Genomic DNA, 23,117 nt, shown 5'->3' on the forward strand with positions numbered 1-23,117 from the left:
AATCAGAAAAGTTCTCTTGATTCACACATCATATATGATTAACTAAAAACATATCAAATTATCAAATGAAGATATTTTAGTTGACTAAATCACTTTAATTTGAAAAAATTGTGCAACAAAATATCTAATCGAGAAATTGGTTTATTCTACCGGCTTTCTCGATGTCTCTTCTTTCCTAAGCTTGGTCGTATAAATAGCGGTCAAACTGAAATCATCTCGGTACATCATGCAGAGATGTAGGAAAAATCATTGTATTGAAGGATGCTCTCATTAACTCATTTGTCTTATAGGCAAATGGCAAAGTCGTATTGTCTTTTTTTAAAAGCAAACGGACACTGATGAGCATGCTCATCAGTTCAAATCTATATTTGAGATGAGTTCATGTTATTAAAGCAAATACTGGCTTTCCGCCCGAGTAAGCTTGATCTAATTTTTGCAATAAAGACATTTATTGCCGGTATGTTGGCATTATTTGTATCGTTCGAATTAGACCTGATTAATCCAATGTGGTCGATCGGTACCGTCCTGATTATCGCCAATCCTTATTCGGGTATGGTGTCGTCTAAGTGTGTTTATCGTTTATTGGGAACGGTAGGCGGGGCCATTATTGCCTTAACCATTACTCCGCATCTGATTAATACGCCGTGGATCTTTACGGTTGTGTTATCACTATGGGTGGGCTTTGCGCTTTATGTGTCTTTATTAGACCGTACTCCTCGCAGTTATGCATTTATGTTGGCAGGTTATTCAACCGCAATGATTGTGTATAACGCGATTACTTATATTGATCAGTACAATATTTTTGATATTGCTTTGGCTCGTGTACTTGAGATTTCAATTGGTGTGATTTCGAGTGCGGTTGTGTCTGCGACTATTTTGCCCATGCATATTGGTTCGGCAATCAAACAGCGTGTAACAAAAACCCTCAAAGATACAGAAAACCTGTTTGCTAATTTGTTAAATGCAGATCAACAGCAAAACAATACACAGCTTTTAGCTGCTATTACTCGTGATACGACCGATATTCATGCTCTGGCAGTTCACTTGAGCTATGAAAAAGGTGAGTTGCATGGGATGACCAAACCTTTGCAAGAAATGCTCCATCAAATGTCGATGGTGGTCGCGAACTTGGTTGCTTTATCTGAACGAATTAAACAACTGCAAGAACTCAATTTTATTGAAAGTCATTCAGATAAATTAAAGCAGCTTTCAGGGCATGTGATTCATTTTCTGGAACAAAAAGATCAGATGACTGATGAAAATATTCTGCAGTTACCTGACGAGTTTGAAAATGATTTCTTGAACTTAAATGATTCGGCTTCTGAACATCAGCAAGTGTTATTGGCTGCCATGAAAATGGATGTGCGTCATTTCATTAGTAATGTTTTAGCTGTAAAAGTTTTATGGCAACGCATCAAGCAAGGTAATAAAGAGATTCCAGATAACATTACCCCAATGACTACGACCTATCCAAGTTTACACCGAGATCATGGTGTGGCAGTCAGAGGTGGTATTAGTGCAGTGCTGATTACATTTATTGTGACTGGTGTGTGGATTCTTTCTGGCTGGAAAGCTGGGTTCATGATGGCACAGATCGGTGCAGTAACTGCCTGTATCTTAACGGCCCTAGATAACCCTGTTCCTGTCTTGCGTATTTTTATATGGGGCAGTGTGGCCTCGGCGGTTTTAGTTTTTATTTACGCGTTTGGTATTTTTCCTCATGTCACAACGTTTTGGGAACTTGGACTCGTTTTATTACCAATGTTCTTGTTTGCGGTTTCCATGATGGCGAATCAGGCACTCATGCCAGTCGGGATGGTGCTAGGTATTAATACCATGATGGGGCTGAACTTGCACAATGCTTACAGCATGGACGCAGTGTCTTATTTGGATAGCTCATTTGGTATGGTCATGGGCGTATTGGTGTCATTAGTCGTTATTGATGTTGTGCGTGCCATGTCACCCGATACCAGTGCAAACCGTATTTTGGCTTTACATTACCGTGCGATGCGCCAAGCCATATACATTCCTTATGGTATTGAATTTAAAGTTCACTTACGGGGGATGTTAGACCGTGTTGGTGTCTTAAATACTAAAATGGTTCAGTCAGAGGAGATTAAAAAATCTATTCAACAGGCTTTAGTTGAATCAAGTGCGATCATTGATTTAAGCCGACTACAAGAGCTAGCAAATCAAGTTCCGACATCTTCAGAATTGGCCCATCACATTGGCCGTTTGCAACAAGATTTAGATGAGCTATTTAGAGCTAAAGAAAATGAAAAAGGTGAAAGTGATGTATTGGTACAGCACATTCACCAAACCTTATTTGAACTTAAACAACTTGCTTCAAATATTGAAGATATGACTCTGCGTCAAAGATTATTTATTTCACTAAATAATATTGCTTATAGCATGTGTCATGTTTCATCAAACCAAATGAATGCAGATCGTACGCTTACAGGAGCCACAGCGCATGGGTGAGTTTAATGTCTACGGTATTTACGTGCCTGCTTTGCTCGTCCAAGCCATTTTTGCATATATATGTTTTCGCTGGTTAAGTCCCTTAACCAACAAATGGATTGCACAAGGCTGGATTGCATTACCCAGTATTTTCAATTTGTGTTTTTACCTTTTACTACTTTTGGTGATACACCAAATTTTTGTTGGGTTAGGTGCTTAAAGATGATTGCCAGATTAAAGATTGAGTTAGGTGAGTAAAATGAATCAATTGGAGTTGAAAAAAGTCATCCGTCCAGTGATTTTGATTGTCGCATTAATGATTGCTGTCTATACCATTGTGCATTTATGGAACTACTATAATGCAGCACCGTGGACACGTGATGGTCGAGTTCGTGGTGACGTTATTCAGGTCTCTTCAGATGTAGCAGGACTTGTAACGGAAGTATTGGTTCAAGATAACCAGACTGTAAAAAAAGGTCAGGTGCTTTTTAAAATTGATGTCTCTCGCCGAGCTTTAGATGTAGAACAAGCAAAATCTGATTTGGCAAAAGCAAAAGCGGCCTATGCTCAAGCACAAGCAGGTCTAGCCCAAGCCAAAGCAAACTTGATTAAGTCGAGTACTAACATTAAGTTAGCCGAGAAAAACGCAAACCGTTATTCAAACTTAATGGATGGTGCGATTTCTAAGCAAGAACAAGATCAGGTCTTTGCAACTCGCGATCAATCACACGCGGAACATGAGCAACTCCAAGCTGCTATTCAACAAGCTGAAGCCACTATTAAACAGCAACAGGCATTGGTTGAAGCAGCAACAAGTAATTTACATTTAGCAGAACTCAATATGCACCGTGCGGCTGTTGTTGCACCGGCAGATGGAACATTATCTAACTTTGATTTACGTCCGGGTAATTATGTTCAAGTTGGACAAGCAGTTGCAGCATTGCTAGATCGTAAGCAGCTTTATGTTGTGGGATATTTTGAAGAAACAAAATTAGACCGTATTCATATTGGTGATGAAGCAACTGTGCAATTAATGGGTGATAGACAGAAAATTAAAGGCCATGTGCAGGGTATTGCATCGGGTATTGAAGATCGTGAGCGTTCAAGTAGTTCGAAACTGCTTGCAAATGTAAACCCGACATTTAGCTGGGTTCGTTTAGCGCAGCGTGTACCTGTAAAAATTGTGTTAGACGAAGCACCAAAAAATGAGTTGGCTTTTGTGTCTGGCCGTACTGCTACAGTACATATTATTGAAAAATAAAAGCTTTAAGTTTTTAAACTCAATAAAAAAGCATGTTTGAAACATGCTTTTTTTATTTTATGGCGTTAAACCAACAGGATTGCGATACCAGCTCTGAATTAGCAAAGCCGCGGCAAAACTATCGGCTGACAACTTCTTGGCACGACCTTGTTCTTGATAAAAACCAAGTTCTTCTCTTGCCTCACGAGTGGTGAGCCGTTCATCGACCATCCACGTTTCAATATTGGTTTGATGGCGTAAGCGACGTGCAAACTTACGTGCCCGTGTTGAAAGTTCTGACTCGCTATCATCCATATTCAATGGAAGACCAACAATAAATAAATCAGGCTGCCACTCTTTCACAATTTTTAAAAGTTGGTCCCAGTTGGGAATACCATCTTTCATCACAAAAAGTGGTAATGGGTTAGCACTTTCAATTGCAGACTGACCAATCGCCATTCCCATTTTCTGAGTGCCAAAGTCAAAAGCCATAATTGATTTTGATTGTGTTGCAGTCATTAAGCGTGTCCGATTTCAGAAGCCAGCCATGTACGATCTACACCAATTTTTTTATAGGCTGCATCCCAACGATCATCGTACGGCAAGTTAAAAATCAGATCCATGTCGGCATCACAGATAAGCCAGTCACCACGAGCGATTTCATCTTCTAGCTGGTTTTTACCCCAACTCGCATAACCAAGGGCGATTTGGTAGCGACCAACACCTTCGTTATGCGCAATCGCATCGAGAATATCTTTACTGGTAGTAATACAGACATTCTCACCCACAGCAATAGAAGAGTGCCATGTTGGTTGGCCTGTATGAAGAACAAAGCCCGCCTCAGGGCGTAAAGGACCACCTTGTAAAACCTCATGCGGATTTACATTGTCTGCATCAATGTCTAAATCATTGAGTAGCTCTTTAATTTGGATACCGGCAGGGCGATTGATAATAATACCTTGGGCACCTTCTTCGTCATGACGGGCAAGATAAATTACTGTATTTGCAAAAAAGTCATCTGCCATTTCTGGCGGGGCAATCAGACAACGGTGAGTCATATATTGTTTGGTCACCTAAGCGGTTCTCCCTCAAAAAATGTCGCTATAGGGTCTCTCGACCCTTTTTATCTATATAGGTTCTTTTTATCAACATACAAGAGTTAATCGGATTTCGCCAATCTTTTTCTCTCATTTTCTTTATTAAGTTGAAGAAGCCTGAAATTTAAGTTGACGTAATTGTTTAGCATGCTGCAAGGTTGTTTCATTAATTTCAACACCTCCTGACATGCGTGCTAGCTCGGAAATAATTTGATTTTCATCAAGTTGTACAATAGTACTACTTGCCGGATCAGTTTGTTGTTTTTTGACTAACAAATGTTGATCGGATTGTGCAGCCACCTGTGCTTGGTGGGTAATACATAGAAGTTGGACATGCTGAGCCAAGTCGGCCAATAAACGTCCAACCACTTCAGCTGTACCACCACTAATTCCGACATCAATCTCGTCAAATACCAAAACTTCTGCTTCGGTCTTTTCAGCATTCATGACTTGCATAACGAGTGCAATACGAGAAAGCTCACCACCAGATGCTACACGTGCCAATGGTTGAGGAGGTATGCCTTTATTGGCAGTAAATAAAAGTTGAATAAAACTTAAACCTTCTGCATTTGGTTGTTCTAATGGTTCAAACTTAAACTCAAAATGTGCCTCAGGCAGCGCTAAAGGTTTAACCTGTTCAGTTAATTGTTTTGCAAGTGGGGCAGCAGCTTCACGACGAATATTATCCAAATGCTGGGCTTTTTCTAAAAATTCTTGATGTGACTTTTCTACTTGTTCAGCCAGAGTTTCAGGGTCTTCTAACTGATGTAATTGCTCAAGCTCACTTTGCCAAGTTTCGTACTCTTCTTTAAGTGTTTCTGGTTGAGTACGGTATTTACGAGCAAGTCGATGGAAAACCTCTAGCTTGGAGTTCAGTTCTTCCATCCGTTCAGGATCGAAACTCTGACGGTCAATAAATTGACGTAAATTTGATGTGGCATCATCAATTTCACTTTGCGCATTTAATAACGAATTATAAATTTCGGAAAGCTGCTCACTACGCCCCGCATGAGACTCTAGGCGGCGAATGATCGACGACATTTCTTGAGTAATGTTTTGTTCAGCTTCATCAAGCGCATTTAGACTATAGCTACAGTCTTGCATGATATGTTCATGATGACTAAGGCGATCGAACTCTTGCTCGATTTCTTTGTAATCGGTTTGAATGACTTCCTCAAGCTCTTCAATTTGTAACTCTAAGGTCGCAATACGTTGTAGACGGGTCGCTTGAGCGTCGAGCGCAGCCTGATGCTGGCGGATATTACGCTGCCATGTACTATATGCTTCACGAACATCATTTGCTTCGGCGTAAAAATTACTATAACGGTCTAGCCAATGCTTTGGATAAGGCGGTTCAAGTAGTTGTTGTTGGCTGTGCTGGCTATACAGCTGAACCAATAAGCGGCCTAATTCTTTAAGCTCAGAGAGACTACTTGGACGGCCATTTACCCATGCTTTGCTACGGCCAGTTGCAAAAATAACCCGACGTAAATGAATTTCCCCTGAATCATCATCTAGTTCATGTTCTTTTAACCATTTTGCTTCAGGGCTATTGTCCTGATAAGTAAAAACTGCGGTTACATCCGCTTTGTCCGAACCATAGCGGACATAATTTGTATCTGTACGTTCCCCTAAGCAGGCAGATAGTGCATCCAGTAATAATGATTTTCCTGCACCTGTCTCACCTGTTAGAACATTAAATCCTTGTTCTATATCAATAGCTAAATGATCAGCTAATGCAAAATTGATTAAAGTTAAATGTGTGAGCATAAACGCATCCAACGCGCCAAATTATGGGTTAAAGATAGAGAAGTTTTGAATTTGCTACAAGTGATCTATTATTCTAACTGAAATTATAGAACAGCAAGATTGCGGATCTTTACAATGAAAAAACATTAAGCTTACCGAAAGCACCAATAGGGATGATCAACCGCCATAAAAAAATTAATCCTGCTGAAATGAATAAAATTTTAAATCAGCATTTTAATGCATTTAAACAGGCTGCTGCACAAGGTGATTATGTCAAAGCATATCAACATGTAAAAAAAGCAGTAAGTCTGGTTCCCGGACATCCCGGAGCATTGTCTGATTTAGCTTATACCGAGCTACGGTTACGCCGTTATGACGATGCATATCAACATTATATGCAAGCCATTAAAGCAAGTGGTTCTAACGTTAATACAAATTTATACGATGGATTGACCGAAGTTTGTCATCATTTAAATAAAAAAGAAGAGAAGATTAAATTTGGGCGTTTAGCCATTTCAACCAAAAAAGAACTCACAAAGAATGAGCCTGCTTTAAATATACCTACTCATAAACCCGCGCCCTTTAGCCCAAATCCACAAGAAAATATTATTGCTTTTTCTCTATTTGGAGCAAATCCGCGGTACTGTGAAACTTCCATTCTAAATACTAAGTTAGCTCAAGAAATCTATCCTGAGTGGACGTGTCGATTCTATGTGGATGAGAGCGTTCCCGAATTTGTACAACAACGGTTACAAGCAAATGGTGCACAAGTCGTACATGTCAGCCCCACTCAAAAACAGTTATCAGGTTTATTTTGGCGCTTTTTAGTTATGGACGATCCGGTAGTTAAACGGTTTTTAGTACGTGATGCCGACTCTGTTGTGTCTTATCGTGAAAAAGCCGCTGTTTATGCTTGGCTTAAGAGTGATCAATGGTTCCATTTAATGAGAGATAGCTATTCTCATACTGAATTAATTTTGGCGGGTATGTGGGGCGGTTGTACAGGTATTTTTCATAATATTGAAGCACATATCAGGGATTATGTTGCCACTGGAAGGTATCCGGACAATCGAGTCATAGATCAACATTACCTGCGTTATTGTATTTGGCCGACTTTAAAACAAAGTGTGCTTGTACATGATAGCCAGCAATTTGATGAAAATAGTGCCGATTTTCCGGTTTATGATCTAACTTCAATGCAAAATGACCAAGACAATTTTCATGTAGGGATGGATAATGGTTCACCAGTAGTTACAACTGCGGTTAATCATCCAACGGCAGAAAAAGTTTACTGGATTTTATTCGATGAAAATCACGATGAAGTTTGCAGATATGATGCAATTGTGTCGAAGAGTCGAAATATTGAAGTGAATTTACCCCACGCTTTTGCTAAAAAAATTCAGTTACAGCAGTGGAAATTACAAGTCTATCCGTATGAAAACTGATTGATTAGTTATTTAGGCACAATTAAACTACATTCATCATAATTTATATAAATGCGGCATTATCTGGAGAGTGTGCATGAGTTCAACCCAATTTGATCATGTAACGGTCATCAAAAAATCAAATGTTTATTTTGGTGGAGCATGTATCAGCCATACCGTGCAATTTGAAGATGGAACGAAAAAAACATTAGGTGTTATTTTGCCGACTGAACAGCCTTTAACATTTGAAACCCATGTTCCTGAGCGTATGGAAATTATTTCAGGTGAATGTCGCGTTAAAATTGCAGACAGCAATGAAAGTGAATTGTTCCGCGCTGGGCAATCTTTTTATGTACCAGGCAATAGTGTTTTCAAAATCGAGACTGATGAAGTGCTTGATTATGTTTGCCACTTAGAAGGCTAAGAAATTACTGTTTAAATCGGGTACACTATGCCCAAAGAAATCCTGTGAAGTTGGCTTTACAGGATTTTTATTTTTTGCTCAAACGTTGTTAGAGGTCATGCATGGCAAAACCGGAATATTATTATGGCGTTCACTCAGTGGAGTCATTGTTAGAACTTGAGCCGGAGCGCGTGCTGACCCTGTTTACATTGAAAGGGCGCGACGATCAGCGTTTGCAGAAGATTCTGCAATTGGCCGAGCCTTTTGGGATTAGTGTACAAAAAGCAAGCCGTGATAGCCTCGAAAAGCTTGCGGGTTTGCCATTTCACCAAGGCGTAGTTGCAGCAGTACGTCCGCACCCGACTTTAAATGAAAAAGATCTAGACCAGCTCTTGGCTGAAACTCCAGATGCCTTATTGCTGGCATTAGATCAGGTGACAGATCCACATAACTTAGGGGCATGTATCCGTACTGCCGCTGCAATGGGTGTTCAGGCAGTGATTGTGCCTCGCGATCGCTCAGCAAGCTTAACTCCAACTGCTCGTAAAGTCGCAGCGGGTGGGGCCGAAAAAGTTAAATTTATTCAAGTGACTAATTTGGCTCGTACTTTAGCGCATCTTAAAGAGACAACTCACGTACGTGTGATCGGTACGATGCTTGATGAAAATGCATTACCTATTCAGAAGTGTGATTTCTCGGGTGCTGTTGTGATTGTAATGGGGGCAGAAGACACAGGTTTACGTCCAATTACTCAAGCACAGTGTGACCAAAAAGCCTATATTCCAATGTCAGGTAACTTACAAAGTTTAAATGTAAGTGTGGCAACGGGTATGGCACTTTATGAAGCTTGTCGTCAGCGTTCTGAGGTATAATTTAGCTGCCTTCCTAGTTTTTATGCAGTCTTGATATGTCTCCCCGTACGCAAGGTTATTTTTTTGTATTGGTGACCATGTGCATTTGGGGTGGGTTTACGCTTTTTGCCCGCTTAAATGCACAATGGCACATCAGTGCTTGGGATATTGCCGCACTACGCTTTGCTATAGCCTTCCTAATTTTGATGCCTATCTTAATTTATAAAAAAGATCTTGCTTTTTTATGGAGTAAGCATGCGGTTATTTTGGCATTGATTGGTGGAGTCATTTACTGCCTTACGGTTTATACAGCTTTTCTTTATGCACCAGCTGCCCATGCTGCAATATTTTTAAATGGTTGTATTCCTATCTGTACTGCTATAGCTGCTTATATTTTATTTAGACAGCCATTTGATAAACATACATGGGTGAGTCTGGCAATTATGATTACTGCCTTGGCTCTCATGAGCGCATTGATGTTGAAAAGTAGTACCTCTGCTTTTGGAATTGGAGATTTACTTCTGTTTATCAGTGCGATTTGGTGGGGGATTTTTACTGTACTACTTAAACAGTGGAAGCTCTCTGCTTGGCATTCTATGGCAAGCGTCGCAATCTGGTCCGCAATTATTTATTTGCCGATTTATTTGTTGTTCTTACCTAAGCACTTTATGGATGTAGATCCTTTGCACTTAGCTGTACAAAGTATTTTCCATGGCGTGTTTGTCGTTATTATTGCGACATTAACCTATGTTGCTGCTATTCAGCGTCTTGGCGCATTTAAAACGGGAAGTATTGTAACTTTGGCGCCGTTTATTGCTGCTATTTTAGCTGTACCTTTACTTGGTGAATCATTAAGCCCATCAATTGTAGTGGGCTTAGTAGGTATGGGAATAGGTGCTTTACAGCCTTGGCGTTGGTTTAGACAAGATAGCCTGACACAAAAGATTAAGCAGCAAAATACACAAAATTAGTTTGCACGCTTCAAATAGCTTTGATGTAAAGGCTCTAATTGCTGATATAAATGTTCGAGTAATCCGTCGTTAAACACGATGTCATTTGCAAGCTCACGTTTTCGTTCGCGTGGCATTTGTGCAGCAATAATTTTCTGGATTTGTTCTTGGTTTTGTCCATCGCGCTGGCTCGCACGCTGAATTTGAGTTTGTTCACTCGCATCAATCAGTAGCGTGTGATTGACTAGTTCATGTTGATTTGTTTCAAAAAGTAGTGGTGAAACTAAAATCACATACGGACTTTTACGATTTTGTAGCTGTTGAATAATAGATTGACGGATTGCGGGATGGGTAATTTGCTCGAGTGTATGACGCGCTTGTGGATTTTGAAAAATATATTCACGTAAGGCACGGCGGTCCAAACTGCCATCGGGTTGAAGCACCCAATCTCCAAAGGTTTGTTGAATTTTTTGAAGGGCAGGTTGCCCTTTTTCAACTACTTCGCGAGCAACAATATCGGCATCGACGACTTGGATTCCTTGGGATTCAAACCATTGTGTTGCAGCTGATTTACCACTGCCTATACCACCTGTGATTCCCAGAATAAAAGCCATCTTAACCTCCCAAATAAATTTTCATAATCTGATCACCCCATAAAAAGGCAACCCAACCAGCAATGGCAATATATGGCCCAAAAGCAAAAGGCTGATTGTCATTTCTTAATTTTAATAAAATGATGCCAATGATTGCGCCAAGTAACGATGACAATAACACAATTAACGGCAGCATCAATGGCCCCATCCATGCTCCTAATGCTGCAAGCAATTTAAAGTCGCCGTAGCCCATACCTTCTTTGCCAGTGATCACTTTAAATAAGTAATAGACAATCCAAAGACATAGGAAACCAATGAGATAACCCCAAATGGCTGAGTTGGGTGAGGTATAAATATTAAAGGTATTAATACCTAAGCCGAGCGCAGCTAAAGGTAGGGTAAAGCGATCAGGCAATAATTGTGTATCGAAATCAATAAAGGTAAGGGCTATCAGTACCCATGTGAGGACGAGTCCAAAAAGCATTTGTATGGTTGGGCCAAACATCATGATGACTACTAATGAACATAGCATGGTGAGTAGTTCGATGGCTGGATAGCGGATACTGATTGGGTGCTGGCAATGACCACATTTTCCTCTTAACACAAGCCAGCTTATAACAGGAATATTTTGATACCAACGGATCCGTTGCTGACATGCAGGGCACGATGAAGCAGGCTTACTTAAAGTTAGCTTCTCATGATCAATAATAGGTTGCTCGGGATTGAGCAGCATTTGGCATTCTTGCTGCCAATCTTGCTCCATCATTCTTGGCGTGCGGTAAATTACTACATTAAGAAAGCTACCGATACATAGGCTCACGAGTGCAACAGCAATATAAAGTGCAGTTAAGTTTTGAATAAAATACGCAATGATGTCTTGCATTATACAACTGAGCCCATTTGGAAAATTGGAAGATACATAGCAATTACCAGACCGCCTACGAGCACCCCTAAAATTGCCATAATTAAAGGTTCCATCATAGAAGTTAAACCATCAACGGCATTATCCACTTCATTTTCATAATAAGTGGCAACTTTATCGAGCATGCTGTCTAGTGCACCCGATTCTTCACCAATTGCTACCATTTGTATAGCCATAGATGGAAAACGATTAGAGACCCGCATAGCAAACTGAAGCTGTTGACCCGTTGCGACATCTTCACGAATTTTCATCACAGCTTTTTCATAAATCACGTTATTGGTTGCGCCAGCAGTCGATTCTAATGCATCAATAAGTGGAACACCTGCGGCAAATGTTGTAGCAAGCGTGCGGCTATAGCGGGCAATAATTGCTTTATAAACCAAGTCCCCAAAAATAGGTAACTTAAGCGCCAGTTTATCTAAGCCATCACGAAACTTTTTACTGCGTTTTTTTGCTTCCAGAAAGGCAGCAATGACTGCGCCAATCGCAATAATCATAATGAACCAGTATTCCTGCATCCATTTCGACATATTCACAACCATTTGCGTAAATGCAGGTAAATCTGCTCCAAAAGACGCAAATAAATCTTGGAAAACGGGAACTACTTTAACCATCAAAATAATGGTCACCACAATGGCTACTACAATAACTGTTGCTGGGTATTTCATTGCTTTCTTGATTTTTTGCTTGAGCAATTCACTTTTTTCTTTGTAAATTGCAACGCGGTCCAGCATCGTTTCGAGTGCGCCTGATTGTTCACCAGACTCAACAAGTGAACAAAACAAGTTATCAAAATGTTGAGGATATTTTCTTAAAGCTGAGGCAAAAGTACTACCACCCTCGACTTCGCCTTTAATACCGAGTACAACCTCACGCATGGCCGGGTTTTCTAAACCTTCAGCTACAATTTCAAAGCCTTGTACGAGTGGTACACCAGCTTTCATCATGGTCGCCAGTTGTCGAGTAAAAATCGTAATATCGAGTGTGGTGACTTTTTTCTTGAATAAACCTTCAAGAATATTTTTACGTTTTTCACGTATAGTTCGAACAGTCACCCCTTGTTTGCGTAAGGTTACTTTGGCTAAGGCCATGTTTTTAGCCGGAAGTTCTCCTTTGATTTTTACGCCCTTACGGTCAACCCCTTCATAAGCAAAAGTCGGCATCATTTGTGCCTTTTTGACAGCCATTAGATTATCCTTATTTTTTAAATAGTGTCTTATTCACTGGTGACACGGTTGACTTCTTGTAAAGAGGTCACCCCTTGCATCACCTTTTTTAAACCTGAACGACGTAGATTATTAAACCCCAATTTTTCAGAAGCAGCTGCGATTTCTAAAGCGTTGCCATCTTCCATAATAATCTTGGAAATTTCAGGTGTAACTTTCATTACCTCATAAATACCGACACGGCCTTTATAGCCTTCACGACATTCAGGGCAACCTACGGGCTGAAAAACCCGAAAATCTGGGTGCGCTAAATCTTGTTCGGTAAAGCCCATTTCTAATAAGCTTTGTTTAGGAATATCAGCAGGTATTTTGCATTGAGAACAAAGACGACGTGCTAAACGCTGTGCAATAACTAGGTTTACTGATGTTGCAATATTAAAAGAAGGAACCCCCATATTGCGTAGACGGGTCAATGTTTCCGGAGCACTATTAGTATGTAGTGTTGACATCACCATGTGGCCGGTTTGAGCCGCCTTAATCGCAATTTCTGCTGTTTCCAAGTCACGAATCTCACCCACCATAATAATGTCAGGGTCTTGTCGTAAAAATGATTTAAGTGCGGCCGCAAAAGTAAGCCCTACCTTGGGGTTTACGTTAACTTGATTAATTCCTTCAAGGTTAATTTCTACCGGGTCTTCAGCAGTAGAAATATTGGAGCTTTCAGTATTTAAAATATTTAAACCTGTATATAACGATACGGTTTTACCAGAACCTGTTGGTCCGGTAATTAAAAGCATGCCTTGAGGTTTATCTAATGCCTCCATGAACAAAGCTTTTTGATCTTCTTCATATCCTAGTGCATCAATTCCTAGCATTGCGCTTGATGGGTCAAGAATACGTAGAACTAACTTTTCACCAAACAAAGTCGGGAGGGAGTTCACACGAAAATCAATCGCTTTGGTTTTTGACAGCTTGAGTTTGATACGACCATCTTGTGGGACGCGTTTTTCAGAAATGTCCATTTGAGACATTACTTTTAAGCGTGATGCCAAGCGGTTTGCAAGCTGTAGAGGGGGATTGGCAATTTGACGTAACACACCATCGACACGATAGCGCACCCGATAGGATTTTTCGTACGGTTCAAAATGTAAGTCTGAAGCACCCATACGAATAGCATCAATTAATAACTTATTAATATATTTAACAATAGGGGCTTCATCGCCTTGTGGAGCTTCTTCTTCATCGTCTTGAGCGGTAGGACCATCAAGATTAACATCGAGATCAAACTCTTCATCATTGAAGTCAAAGCTGCTTTCTTCTGCAAAATGCTGGCCTAAAACTTTTTCGAGTTTATGGTGCTCCACAATTACAGGTTCAACCAGCAATTTACTATTAAAACGAATTGCATCAATCGCTTCGATATTGCTTGGATTACTGGTCGCAACATATAAAATTTGCCCTCTTTGAATGAGCGGCAAAATTCGATGTTTTAAAATCAGTTTCTGATCGACCAGATCTTTAGGAATCTGAGAAGTGTCATAAACATCCAGATCGAAATATGGTTCAGCAAACTCAGCAGAAATTGTTTCAGCCAATAACGAAGGGGAGAGATGAACCTCTTCAATTAAATATGCGACTGTGTCCTGCTTAGCTCTTTTCGCTGCATCTAATGCAGTTTGCATGGTCGCTGCCGACACATGCTTTTCTTCGACTAAACGTCGAAAAAACCCCGTAAATTTTGGAGATGTATGTAATGCTGACATCTGCCTGCCTATGTTAATGTGTTTATAATTGGTATATGAAAAATTATACTTTTGTTATGTAAAATTACTACCTTAGAAAGTGTTGCTCGGGTCCTACTCAGCCTATTAAAGCTTGAACCAGTCGAAGTTTTTCTTTATTAATTTTTAGAATGTCGGACTTTTAATAAAGTAAAGTTTTTTCTTAATTTCAAACACTAGAAAAGATATGAGTAATCGCGTTAAAGAAAAGTATCTGAAATTTGTATAAATGCGTGTAGAATGTGCTGCATTTTTGATGAAAGGTGAGCAGTATGTCGGGTTCGACGATTACGCCTTGGGTAGTTGGTAACTGGAAAATGAATCCAATGCGTGCCAACGCCAACCAACTTATAGAAGAATTTAAACAATTATTGCAACAAAACCAAATTGCAGATGAAAACTGCCATGTGGGCGTTGCCCCTGTTTCTATTGCTCTTACAACGGTACAAGCGCAATTACAGGATGCTGCAAGAACGGTATATACGGTTGCACAGGATGTATCACGTGTTGCTGGTACAGGTGCTTATACTGGTGAAGTCAGTGCAGAACTATTAAAAGATAGCCAAATTAATTTCGTACTGGTAGGACACTCTGAACGTCGTGATATTTTTGGTGACAACGTTGAAATTTTGAAGGCAAAACTCCAAAATGCATTAAATGCGGGTATGACTGTCATTTATTGTGTGGGCGAAAGCCTTGAACAACGTGAGCAAGGTCAGGCCGAGCAAGTTGTTCTACAGCAAATTTGTGATATTGCACCTGTAGTTACTGCAGAACAATGGCAAAACCAAGTGGTTATTGCCTATGAACCTATTTGGGCAATTGGTACAGGTAAAACAGCTTCTCCGCAAGATGCGCAAGCGATGCACGCTAAAATTCGTGAAGGCTTATGCCAACTTACACCAGCAGGCTCAAATATTGCTATTTTATATGGCGGTAGTGTAAAAGCTGAAAATGCTGTTGAGTTAGCTGCATGTCCAGATATCAATGGTGCGTTGGTGGGTGGTGCTTCATTAAATGCAGCATCTTTTTATCAAATTGTACAAGCCTTCGCGCAAAGCAAATAACGAGGATAGGGTATGCACTCTTTTGTACTTGTTGTACATATTATTTTAGCAGTACTGATGATTGCATTAATTTTAGTGCAACATGGTAAAGGCGCAGATGCAGGTGCCTCTTTTGGTGGAGGTGGCGCAGCAACAGTATTTGGTGCGTCTGGTTCAGGTAACTTCTTGACTCGCGTGACTGCAATTTTGACAGCTTTATTCTTTGTGACCAGTTTGACTCTGGCTGTTTTTGCCAAAAAGCAAACGACTGAAGCATATAGTTTGAAAACTGTACAAACGACTGCGCCAGCGCAGACTACATCGCCTGAAACTTCACCAAATGCACCAAAAACTGGCCAATAATTGGAAATAAGACTTTCCTTTTGGAATTGAAAGGACTAGAATGCGTCCCACAAGCTGCGGTGGTGGTGGAATTGGTAGACACGCTACCTTGAGGTGGTAGTGCTTTCGGGCGTGGGGGTTCAAGTCCCCCCTTCCGCACCAACTTTGAACCAGAAAGTTGAGTGCAAGCAGTTTTGTTTTTGATGCGGGATGGAGCAGTCTGGTAGCTCGTCGGGCTCATAACCCGAAGGTCGTTGGTTCAAATCCAGCTCCCGCTACCAATTTGATTAAGGTGCAACTTAATCAAGCTAATATTGGATAAGTTTACATTGACTTTTTTCGATATTTGTATATAATTTTTGCACGTTGATGCGGGATGGAGCAGTCTGGTAGCTCGTCGGGCTCATAACCCGAAGGTCGTTGGTTCAAATCCAGCTCCCGCTACCAAGTTTCTTAAAGAGGCTCACAGACAAGGTGGGCCTTTTTGCACAGTGGACTATTGTTTTCTGTGCTATATAGGGGCGATTAACGCCCTTTTTTATTGGTTATCGTATCGCTATCGTGTAGTGTCGACATCAATTGGTCAAATAGTCATGCTTCACTATAGTAAGTCTGTGTCGGTTAAAACAACCGATTGAATCGCACGAGAATGACGAGAGTAAATGAAATTATCAAATAAATCCCAAGCATTGTATGACATGATTGCTCCAGCAGTGGAGGCATGTGGTGTCGACCTTTGGGGAATTGAATTCCTTCCACAAGGTAAGCGTTCATTATTGCGTATTTATATCGATAGACCGGTTGATGAAAATGCTGAACCAGTGATTAATGAAGATGGTGAAGTAGAGCAAGGCCGCGGTATTGGTGTAGAAGATTGTGTTCGTGTTACACAACAGGTCGGCGCAATGCTGGATGTCCATGATCCGATTTCAGGTGAATATGCATTAGAAGTTTCTTCACCAGGTTGGGATCGCCCATTTTTTCAACTCGAACAGTTGCAAGGCTACATTGGACAACAGGTTGCTTTGCGTTTGATTGCTGCAGTAGAAAATCGTCGTAAATTTCAAGCAAAACTCCTTGCTGTAGACCTTGAAAATGAAGAGATTCAGGTTGAAGTTGAAGGAAAGCATGTGCTTGATATCGACAGCAACAATATCGATAAAGCAAACTTGATCTATCAAGATTAAATTTATTTAAATTATATAAGAAATCGGTAGGTGACTTATGGGCCGCGAAATTCTTACCGTTGTTGAAACGGTTAGTAATGAAAAAGGTGTTAGTCGTGAAGCGATCTTCGAAGCTTTAGAACAAGCTCTAGTTGCTGCAACGAAGAAAAAATTTTACGAGGGTACTAATTCTGAAGAAGCTCAGCTTCGTGTAGAAATTGATCGTAGAACTGGTGATTACCGTACATTCCGTCAATGGACTGTTGTGGCAGATGAAGATCATGAAATGCCAGCATGCCAAGACGCAATTTCTGATGTTGATCCTGCAAAATGGTCAATTGGCGACGTTCGTGAGCTTGAAGTAGAATCGATTGAGTTCGGTCGTATCGCTGCGCAGATTGCGAAACAGGTTATCGTACAAAAAATTCGTGAAGCAGAGCGTGCATTAGTTGCTGATGCTTATGAATCAAAAGTTGGCGAGCTAATTTACGGTGAAGTGAAAAAGCAAACTAAAGATGGTTTCATCATTGACTTAGGTGACAATGCTGAAGCTTATTTAGCTCGTGAAGAAATGATTCCTAAAGAGATTCTTCGTCCAAAACAACGTGTAAATGCTATTTTATATAGTGTAAACCGTGAAGGCCGTGGTGCTCAGCTTCTATTATCACGCGCTAAGCCTGAAATGCTTATTGCTTTGATGAAGAAAGAAATTCCTGAAATTTCTGAAGAAATTATTGAAATTAAAGCTGCGGCACGTCAACCAGGTGTTCGTGCAAAAATCGCAGTAAAAACGAACGACCACCGTATTGACCCTGTTGGTGCATGTATTGGTATGCGTGGAACACGTATCCAAGCGGTACAGCAAGAGTTAAATGGTGAGCGTATTGATGTTGTAGTTTGGTCTGATGATCCAGCTCAATACATCGCAAGTGCATTAGAACCAGCTGATGTATCAGGCATTGTGCTTGATGAAGATGCAAAAAGTGCAGACATTATTTTTGCTACCAACGATCAATTGGCACGTGCGATTGGTTCGCAAGGTCAAAATGTTCGTTTAGCTTCTGATTTAACTGGCTACAAACTCGACATGATGCTTGAAGAAGAGTATCGTGCTCGTCAGCAGAATGAAGCTCAGCAATATCTCGACATGTTCGTATCACGTTTAGATATTGAAGAAGACTTGGCAATGGCGTTAGTAGAGATGGGCTTCACTTCTTTAGAAGAGATTGCTTATGTGCCAGCTGAAACTTTTGACGAAATTGAACTTGACGCTGAGTTAGTTGAGTTATTGCAAAGTCGTGCAAAAGAAGCTGCATTAACTGATGCATTGAAACAGCAAGAAAATATTCAAGAACCGAGTGCAGACCTTCTCAATATGGAAGGCATGACCTCTGAGATCGCTTACTCGCTAGCCGCTCGCGGTATTATTACTGTTGATGATTTGGCAGATCAAGCAACTGACGATATTTCTGATATTGAAGGTCTTGGTCATGAAAAAGCAGGTCAATTGATCATGAAAGCTCGCGAATCATGGTTTAACTAGGAGATGAAATATGACGGACAAGTCGATTAAAGAGTTAGCTCTCAGCGTAGGACGTCCTGTTGAGAAGCTCCTAGAACAGGCTCGTGAAGCAGGTTTGCCTCAACGTACAGCAGACGACATTATTACCACTGAACAACAGGATACCTTAGTCAATTATTTGAAAAAGGTGCATGGTCAGGAAAGTGGTAACACAGGAAAAATTGCGTTGAAACGTAAAACAACCAGTACCGCTAAAGTTGCAAGTACTTCGGGTAAAGCAAAAACAATTAACGTAGAAGTACGTAAAAAACAGGTTTTTGCTAAACCAAACCCAGAACAAATTGCAGCAGAAGCTAAAGCGCGTGCAGAAGCAGAAGCTAAAGCGCGTGCAGAACAACAAGCGCGTGAAGCTGCAGAGCAAAAAGCGCGTCTTCAAACAGAGCAAAAAGCAAAAGCAACTTTAGATGCAATGCGTGCTGCTCATCAACAAGATAGCGCTGCACAGTCAGCTCCTAAAGCTGCTGTTGTAGTGAAAAAACGTGGTGGTGGTACAGTAAAACCTGCACCAAAACCAGCAGAAACATTAGAGCAAAAGAAAGCGCGTGAAGCACAAACAGCTCAGTTGAAAGCCACTGAAGAAGCTGCACGTCGTAAAGCGGCTGAGGAAGCTCAGCAGCGTACGCTTGAACAAATGCGTAAGATGGCATCTAAATATTCAAATGATGATGCTACTGCAACTATTCGTGTGATTGATGATTCTCCTCTTGCTTCAGGTCTTGTTGGCCAAGCTTATGAAGATTCATTTAATCAAGAAGACCGTGAAATTAAACGTGGTGGTGCTACAACTAACCCTCGCGCTGGTAAGAAAGGCGGTCGTCGTGGTCAAGAAGAGCAAAGCTTCGTTAACCATAACAAACGTGGTTTAAAATCAAGCCAAGCGAACAAGCATGGTTTTGAAAAGCCAGTTAAAAAGCAAGTCTATGATGTAGAAATCGGTTCAAGCATTGTTGTTGCCGATCTTGCTCAAAAGATGGCGATTAAAGTACGTGAAGTTATCAAGACACTTATGAAAATGGGTGAATTGGTTAACCAGAACCAGACAATTGACCAAGATACAGCTGCACTTGTTGTAGAAGAAATGGGTCATAACCCTGTTCTAGTTTCTGATACACAAGCAGAAGATAACTTACTTGAAGCAGCTGAAGAAGCACGTGGTGAACAGACTACTCGCCCTCCAGTTGTTACAATCATGGGTCACGTTGACCATGGTAAAACATCATTGCTTGACCGTATCCGTCGTTCTAAAGTGGCGGCAGGTGAAGCAGGTGGTATTACTCAGCACATTGGTGCATATCACGTTGAAACAGACAAAGGGATTATTACATTCCTTGATACACCGGGACACGCAGCATTTACTTCAATGCGTGCACGTGGTGCTAAAGCAACGGATATCGTGGTATTGGTTGTTGCAGCAGATGACGGTGTAATGCCGCAAACTGCAGAAGCGATTGACCATGCACGTGCAGCAGGAACTCCAATTATTGTTGCTATCAACAAAATGGATAAAGAATCTGCTGATCCAGACCGTGTGTTAAATGAATTAACAACCAAAGAAATCGTTCCAGAAGAATGGGGCGGTGATGTTCCGGTTGCTAAGGTTTCAGCACATACTGGCCAAGGTATTGATGAACTCCTTGATTTAATTCTGATTCAATCTGAATTGATGGAATTAAAAGCATCTGCTGAAGGTGCTGCACAAGGTGTTGTTATTGAAGCACGTGTTGATAAAGGCCGTGGTGCAGTAACTTCAATTCTTGTTCAAAACGGTACATTAAATATTGGTGACCTTGTTCTTGCTGGTTCATCATATGGCCGTGTTCGTGCGATGTCTGATGAAAACGGTAAGCCGATTAAGTCAGCAGGACCATCTATTCCAGTGGAAATTTTGGGTCTACCAGAAGCTCCAATGGCGGGTGATGAAGTTCTTGTCGTAAATGACGAGAAGAAGGCACGTGAAGTTGCTGATGCTCGTGCAGACCGTGAACGTGAAAAACGTATCGAACGTCAAAGCGCAATGCGTCTTGAAAACATCATGGCATCTATGGGCAAAAAAGACGTTCCTACAGTGAATGTTGTTTTAAGAACAGATGTTCGTGGTACTTTAGAAGCATTGAATGCTGCATTACATGAACTCTCTACTGATGAAGTAAAAGTTCGCGTAATTAGTTCTGGTGTTGGTGCGATCACTGAGTCTGACGTAATTCTTGCCGAGTCTTCAGAAGCTGTATTGTTAGGCTTCAACGTTCGTGCTGATACAGCTGCTCGTCAGAAGAGTGACCAAGACGGTATCGATATTCGTTACTACAGCATCATCTATGAATTGATTGATGATGTAAAAGATGCCATGAGCGGTAAACTTGCTCCTGAACACCGTGAAACTATCTTGGGTGTTGCTCAAGTACGTGAAGTGTTCCGTTCTAGTAAGTTTGGTGCTGCTGCGGGCTGTATGGTTATGGAAGGCGTGATTCACCGTAACAAACCAATCCGTGTCTTACGTGATGATGTTGTGATTTTCCAAGGTGAACTTGAATCATTACGTCGTTATAAAGATGTCGTTGATGAAGTTCGTGCCGGTATGGAATGTGGTCTTGCCGTGAAAGGTTATAACGACATCAAACCTCTTGATAAGATTGAGGTTTATGATGTTCAAATGGTTAAACGGAGTCTTTAATGGCGGGTGGACAACGCTTAAAGCGAATGGCGGATTCAGTACAGCGCGAGCTTTCTGAACTTATCCGTCAGGAGTTGAAAGATCCGCGTCTGGGTGGTCTTGTGACCATCTCAGGCGTTAAAGTCAGTCCGGACTTAGGTTATGCCGATGTCTATGTGACCGTGATGGGTCGTGAATTAAGCGATGACCAAAACGAAGTGGCTCACCGTGAAACACTAGATATTTTGAATAAAGCATCTGGTTTTTTACGTCAGGAGTTGAGTCGTCGTATTAAAACGCGCATCACGCCTCGCTTGCGTTTCCATTACGATAAAACTAATGCATATGGTAACTATATGTTTGGTCTTATCGAAAAAGCGGTACAAGATTTACCGAAACGTGAGTCAGATGACGAAGAGTAATGAAAACTCAAAATAAAAAAGCCACCTTGGGGTGGCTTTTTTATGTGTTCAAGTTTTTATTCTTGAGGAGGTTCCATGGGTGGTTTGTTTTGTGAAAAACGTTGCCCAATTTTATAACGATCCCACGGTAGAGGACGTTCAATAGCTTCAGGAACTTCACCACTCAATGAGCGTAAACGTAAATGTAGCGCGGCTTGAGCAATTAAGTTGGCTGATACAGGTGCAGTAATAAAAGCCAACAGTGTAATAAGTAACTCGGCAAAGCCAAATCGGCCTTGAAAAGCAAAAAAGATCATTGAAGCAATTAAAAAGCTACCTAAGCCTAATGTACTCGACTTGGTAGGTGCATGTAGTCGCATGAATAAATCGGGTAGACGTACCATACCGATAGATCCGACTAACATAAAAAAAGCACCGAAAACCAGAAAGATCGAAACAATAATTTCCATTGTAATTTGCATTTTGACCTTCCCCTAATCGATTACATGACCGGTTGTAAAATAACGAGCTAAAGCAGCCGTTGAAACAAACCCTAGCATAGCGACTAACAATGCCCCTTCGAATAAAGAGGTGGTTGTCCAGTAAATGCCTAACACAATAATGAGACAGGTCGCATTTAAAAATAGGGTATCAAGCGCTAGTAGGCGGTCGACAATAGATGGTCCCATTACCATTCGAAATAGGCAAAGCAACATAGAGATTGTGATAGCAATCAAGCTAATGCCAAGAGCATAAGGTAGGATGGTCATGCGTTGTCCTCCGATTTGCTTTTCACATCAAAAATTTCCATGAGTGGAGCCTCATAGCGTTGTTTGATGTCTTGCACATCACTTTCAGTATTTTCTGTGCTAAGAGAGTGGACCAAAATATCACCACGCTCTTGATCAATACCGGCAGAGACCGTGCCAGGCGTTGTGGTAATAATCATTGCCAGTAAAGAGTTTACTTGCTCATGTTCTGTTTCTAATGGAACACGGTACCATTTAGGATGTAATTTTTTCGGTGACCCTAATACCAGTTTAGCAACCCGAAAATTGGAAATAATAATATCCCATAAGACAACAAAACACAGTTTTATGGCTGGTTTCCAATGGATATGTGGGGTTCTGGTAATAAAAGGACGAACTAGACGAGGAATAACAAGCCCCAAAATTACAGCCATAAGCAGGTCGCTCGCATCAAGACTATGCGCGAGCATTAACCAGAAGATGATAATCAAAAAAGAAACAAATGGATGCGGAAACCAGCGGTCAAGCAATTTAGATAGCTGCAT

At 40.9% G+C, this 23,117-nt stretch carries 23 protein-coding genes and 3 tRNA genes; 16 read left to right on the top strand and 10 right to left on the bottom strand.

The annotated features are described in order from the left end of the window. Positions 1-381: 381 nt before the first annotated feature. The 3 genes from EGT34_RS12930 to EGT34_RS12940 are packed head-to-tail and all read left to right on the top strand — an operon-like array spanning position 382 to position 3,721. Positions 382-2,481, top strand: coding sequence for an FUSC family protein (locus tag EGT34_RS12930; protein WP_000925021.1), 2,100 nt, complete (start codon positions 382-384; stop codon positions 2,479-2,481). Then, positions 2,474-2,680, top strand: coding sequence for a DUF1656 domain-containing protein (locus EGT34_RS12935; RefSeq protein ID WP_000503613.1), 207 nt, complete (start codon positions 2,474-2,476; stop codon positions 2,678-2,680). The genes EGT34_RS12930 and EGT34_RS12935 overlap by 8 nt, the downstream gene beginning before the upstream one ends. Before the next feature lie 39 nt (positions 2,681-2,719). Continuing rightward, a complete protein-coding gene (locus EGT34_RS12940) occupies positions 2,720-3,721 on the top strand; it encodes an HlyD family secretion protein (protein WP_001072475.1) in 1,002 nt (333 codons plus the stop codon). Positions 3,722-3,778: 57 nt separating this feature from the next. Here the strand turns inward: EGT34_RS12940 and ruvX are convergent, their stop codons facing one another. The 3 genes from ruvX to recN form a co-directional block, all read right to left on the bottom strand. Next, entirely contained in the window at positions 3,779-4,219 is a 441-nt protein-coding gene (gene ruvX, locus EGT34_RS12945; RefSeq protein WP_000127528.1) for a Holliday junction resolvase RuvX, read from the bottom strand. Then, complete coding sequence (locus EGT34_RS12950; protein WP_001979301.1) at positions 4,219-4,773, bottom strand: YqgE/AlgH family protein; 555 nt, start codon at positions 4,771-4,773, stop codon at positions 4,219-4,221. The genes ruvX and EGT34_RS12950 overlap by 1 nt, the downstream gene beginning before the upstream one ends. Positions 4,774-4,899: 126 nt before the next feature. Next, a complete protein-coding gene (gene recN / locus EGT34_RS12955; RefSeq protein WP_000955429.1) occupies positions 4,900-6,567 on the bottom strand; it encodes a DNA repair protein RecN in 1,668 nt (555 codons plus the stop codon). A gap of 152 nt (positions 6,568-6,719) precedes the next feature. On the opposite strand from recN, the gene EGT34_RS12960 reads away from it, so the two are divergent. The 4 genes from EGT34_RS12960 to EGT34_RS12975 all read left to right on the top strand — a co-directional run bounded on the left by EGT34_RS12960 (position 6,720) and on the right by EGT34_RS12975 (position 10,195). Beyond that, positions 6,720-7,991, top strand: a complete 1,272-nt coding sequence (locus EGT34_RS12960) for a tetratricopeptide repeat protein (RefSeq protein WP_000610365.1) — start codon at positions 6,720-6,722, stop codon at positions 7,989-7,991. 76 nt (positions 7,992-8,067) lie between these two features. Next, on the top strand, positions 8,068-8,394 hold the full coding sequence (locus EGT34_RS12965; protein WP_000099685.1) for a pyrimidine/purine nucleoside phosphorylase: 327 nt from the start codon (positions 8,068-8,070) through the stop codon (positions 8,392-8,394). 101 nt (positions 8,395-8,495) lie between these two features. Further along, positions 8,496-9,245 carry a 23S rRNA (guanosine(2251)-2'-O)-methyltransferase RlmB gene (gene rlmB, locus EGT34_RS12970; RefSeq protein WP_001118149.1) on the top strand — a complete coding sequence of 250 codons (750 nt, stop codon included), beginning with the start codon at positions 8,496-8,498 and terminating at the stop codon, positions 9,243-9,245. 35 nt (positions 9,246-9,280) lie between these two features. After that, complete coding sequence (locus EGT34_RS12975) at positions 9,281-10,195, top strand: DMT family transporter (RefSeq protein ID WP_000075011.1); 915 nt, start codon at positions 9,281-9,283, stop codon at positions 10,193-10,195. On the opposite strand, the gene coaE is transcribed toward EGT34_RS12975, so the two are convergent. Genes coaE through pilB form a run of 4 tightly spaced genes read right to left on the bottom strand, consistent with a single transcriptional unit; the run spans position 10,192 to position 14,618 of the window. Next, positions 10,192-10,788 (bottom strand): dephospho-CoA kinase, encoded by a 597-nt coding sequence (gene coaE, locus EGT34_RS12980; protein WP_000874127.1) that lies wholly within the window; start codon positions 10,786-10,788, stop codon positions 10,192-10,194. The two genes, EGT34_RS12975 and coaE, sit on opposite strands and share 4 nt — an antisense overlap. Before the next feature lies 1 nt (position 10,789). Beyond that, positions 10,790-11,650: a prepilin peptidase gene (locus EGT34_RS21450; RefSeq protein WP_001152284.1), complete on the bottom strand. Its 861-nt coding sequence runs from the start codon at positions 11,648-11,650 to the stop codon at positions 10,790-10,792. Next, complete coding sequence (locus EGT34_RS12990; protein ID WP_000279218.1) at positions 11,650-12,876, bottom strand: type II secretion system F family protein; 1,227 nt, start codon at positions 12,874-12,876, stop codon at positions 11,650-11,652. The genes EGT34_RS21450 and EGT34_RS12990 overlap by 1 nt, the downstream gene beginning before the upstream one ends. A gap of 29 nt (positions 12,877-12,905) precedes the next feature. Further along, the gene (pilB, locus tag EGT34_RS12995) at positions 12,906-14,618 is read right to left on the bottom strand and encodes a type IV-A pilus assembly ATPase PilB (protein WP_001274984.1); all 1,713 of its coding nucleotides are present in this window, start codon (positions 14,616-14,618) and stop codon (positions 12,906-12,908) included. Positions 14,619-14,908: 290 nt separating this feature from the next. Here pilB and tpiA point away from each other — a divergent pair, with 290 nt between their 5' ends. The 9 genes from tpiA to EGT34_RS13040 all read left to right on the top strand — a co-directional run bounded on the left by tpiA (position 14,909) and on the right by EGT34_RS13040 (position 21,844). Beyond that, entirely contained in the window at positions 14,909-15,703 is a 795-nt protein-coding gene (gene tpiA / locus EGT34_RS13000) for a triose-phosphate isomerase (RefSeq protein ID WP_000016939.1), read from the top strand. 12 nt (positions 15,704-15,715) lie between these two features. Further along, positions 15,716-16,045, top strand: a complete 330-nt coding sequence (gene secG / locus EGT34_RS13005) for a preprotein translocase subunit SecG (RefSeq protein ID WP_000555570.1) — start codon at positions 15,716-15,718, stop codon at positions 16,043-16,045. Between the two features lie 56 nt (positions 16,046-16,101). Further along, positions 16,102-16,186 (top strand) — tRNA-Leu (locus tag EGT34_RS13010). Between the two features lie 42 nt (positions 16,187-16,228). Beyond that, positions 16,229-16,305, top strand: a tRNA-Met gene (locus EGT34_RS13015). Positions 16,306-16,394: 89 nt separating this feature from the next. Next, positions 16,395-16,471, top strand: a tRNA-Met gene (locus EGT34_RS13020). A 215-nt stretch (positions 16,472-16,686) separates the two neighbouring features. Continuing rightward, positions 16,687-17,211 (top strand): ribosome maturation factor RimP, encoded by a 525-nt coding sequence (gene rimP / locus EGT34_RS13025; protein ID WP_000777730.1) that lies wholly within the window; start codon positions 16,687-16,689, stop codon positions 17,209-17,211. Positions 17,212-17,248: 37 nt separating this feature from the next. Continuing rightward, positions 17,249-18,733, top strand: a complete 1,485-nt coding sequence (gene nusA, locus EGT34_RS13030; protein WP_000532248.1) for a transcription termination factor NusA — start codon at positions 17,249-17,251, stop codon at positions 18,731-18,733. Between the two features lie 10 nt (positions 18,734-18,743). After that, complete coding sequence (infB, locus tag EGT34_RS13035) at positions 18,744-21,443, top strand: translation initiation factor IF-2 (RefSeq protein ID WP_000130326.1); 2,700 nt, start codon at positions 18,744-18,746, stop codon at positions 21,441-21,443. Further along, positions 21,443-21,844 carry a ribosome-binding factor A gene (locus EGT34_RS13040; protein WP_000897046.1) on the top strand — a complete coding sequence of 134 codons (402 nt, stop codon included), beginning with the start codon at positions 21,443-21,445 and terminating at the stop codon, positions 21,842-21,844. The genes infB and EGT34_RS13040 overlap by 1 nt, the downstream gene beginning before the upstream one ends. A 56-nt stretch (positions 21,845-21,900) precedes the next feature. On the opposite strand, the gene EGT34_RS13045 is transcribed toward EGT34_RS13040, so the two are convergent. From EGT34_RS13045 to EGT34_RS13055, 3 genes are read right to left on the bottom strand one after another with little or no spacing between them, the layout of a single operon-like run. Beyond that, a complete protein-coding gene (locus EGT34_RS13045) occupies positions 21,901-22,305 on the bottom strand; it encodes a Na+/H+ antiporter subunit G (RefSeq protein WP_001167533.1) in 405 nt (134 codons plus the stop codon). Between the two features lie 12 nt (positions 22,306-22,317). Beyond that, positions 22,318-22,593 (bottom strand): monovalent cation/H+ antiporter subunit F, encoded by a 276-nt coding sequence (locus EGT34_RS13050; RefSeq protein ID WP_000154076.1) that lies wholly within the window; start codon positions 22,591-22,593, stop codon positions 22,318-22,320. Beyond that, entirely contained in the window at positions 22,590-23,117 is a 528-nt protein-coding gene (locus EGT34_RS13055) for a Na+/H+ antiporter subunit E (RefSeq protein ID WP_001177203.1), read from the bottom strand. Before EGT34_RS13055 ends, EGT34_RS13050 begins: the two co-directional genes overlap by 4 nt.

The sequence above is a fragment of the Acinetobacter sp. FDAARGOS_558 genome, from assembly GCF_003937785.1.
Classification (GTDB): Bacteria; Pseudomonadota; Gammaproteobacteria; order Pseudomonadales; family Moraxellaceae; genus Acinetobacter; species Acinetobacter baumannii.